We start from the raw sequence: 1,719 nt of genomic DNA on the forward strand, positions 1-1,719 counted from the left end.
TTTACGGGACAACCCTTAGGGCCTGCCGATCATTAACACGTCGTCTTGATCTTGCTGCTGGCCTTACTGGTCTGAACGAGAACCCGCGCGTGGAGGACCGTGAGGGCGGCTGGTGGAGTGGCCGCGGGTGGGATGACGATGCCGTGGGCCTTGAGCAGTTTCCTGACCTTCAGGAGGGTGCGGTGCATGGCGGTGCGGCTGCTGGCGAACAGCACGGCGAGTGGTTCCGCCGCCAGATTGACGTGCAGGTGGAGCACGGTGGCCAGGACTTGGTCGTGAAAGGCGAGGTGTGGCGGGCGGCCGCGCCGGGTGTCTCCTTCCGGTTCCAGTGCCTGGACCAGGTCGTGCAACTGGTCGGGAGACATGCCGGTCAGCGCGGGGTCGGTCAGCAGGGCCGGTGTCCATTCCGGCTCGCACGGTTCCGGAGTCCGGGCCGCCGGAACGAGTGGGGCCGGATGGGGGTGCAGGACGTAGTTCCAGTCGCCGTGGAAGGCATGCCGGGTCAGTGGCAGAGCGGCCATCTCCGCATCACCGATCGTGACTCCGGTCGGATAGGCATTGGTGTCCAGCTCGGCCGTGACCTGCAGTCCGGTCCGGGTGGTGGTTGCGGCGATGGATTGGACGATGACTTCGTGGCTGGTCAGCGGGCGGCCGCGCCAGTTTATGGTGATGTGGGAGAAGAGGCGGTGCTCGATCTTGTTCCACTTCGACGTGCCTGGCGGCAGGTGGCAGACGGTGATCGTAAGTCCGGTTTCGGCGGCGAGGCGGGCGAGTTCGAGTTTCCAGGCCCGGGTGCGGTAGCCGTTGGATCCGCCGGCGTCGGCGGTGATCAGCAGCCGTGTCGCCTGCGGGTAGGCGGCGTGGCCCTGGCCGTGCCACCAGCGGCGGATCGATTCCACCGCGAACGCGGCGGTGTCGTGATCGGTGCCGACATTGACCCAGCCGGTGTTCGCAGCCAGGTCGTAGATCCCGTACGGGATCGCCTTGCCCAGCTTCGGGTCGGCGAAGTCGTGCATGTTCACCGACACCGGATCACCGGCCGGGCGCCACTGGCGGCCGTCGTTCTTGAACTCGCCGACGAGCTCCTTCTTCTTGGTGTCCACGCTGATGACCGGCTGGCCGGCGTCCCGGTGCTCGCGGGCTTGCTCGTTGAGGTAACGGAACTGTGCGTCCCGGTCGACGTGCTGGCTGCCCTCGAGCGTTTTGGCGTTGGCCTGCAGGCTGAAGCCTTCCTCCCGCAGCAGATCCGCGACGGTGTTGGCACTGACCCGGTGCCCGGCCCGGGCCAGTTCCCTCGCGAGTGCGCGGGTCGACTTCAGCGTCCATCGCAGCGGCGACATCGGATCACCCCGCACATCCGGCTCGACCAGCGCCAGCAAAGCCGGCCGCAACCCCGGATCGAGATCCGCGACCCGTTTGCGACCCCCGCCCGGACGCCGCACCCGGCCCAGGGGCTCCTCACCAGCTTCCAGCTCGAACACGCCCTTGCGGACCGTCGTCTCACTCATCCCGGCTGCCCGTGCGGCAGTCCGAACGCCGCCGTGCCCCAGGACACGAGCCTCGGCAGCCATCAACAATCGACGCTGCCGCTCGTCCAGGTGCGGAAATAACACCGCGAACTTCACAGAGAGTTGGTCACGAGTCTCGTCCGGGATGCGCATACCACACCAACGAGCGCCAGCACGGGAAGCAACACCTTGATGATCTGCAAGCCCTTAG

1 protein-coding gene is annotated in these 1,719 nt (G+C 67.0%); it reads right to left on the bottom strand.

The features are described from left to right. Positions 1–32: 32 nt before the first annotated feature. The gene (locus tag ACFYNX_RS33435) at positions 33–1,661 is read right to left on the bottom strand and encodes an ISAzo13 family transposase (protein ID WP_388667302.1); all 1,629 of its coding nucleotides are present in this window, start codon (positions 1,659–1,661) and stop codon (positions 33–35) included. Positions 1,662–1,719: the final 58 nt, after the last annotated feature.

The sequence above is a fragment of the Streptomyces sp. NPDC007872 genome (assembly GCF_042868165.1).
GTDB lineage: Bacteria > Actinomycetota > Actinomycetes > Streptomycetales > Streptomycetaceae > Streptomyces.

Excerpts from the sequence above, each read along its gene's own strand:
- ACFYNX_RS33435 (WP_388667302.1), bottom strand. The coding sequence starts at position 1,661 with ATGCGCATCCCGGACGAGACTCGTGACCAACTCTCTGTGAAGTTCGCG.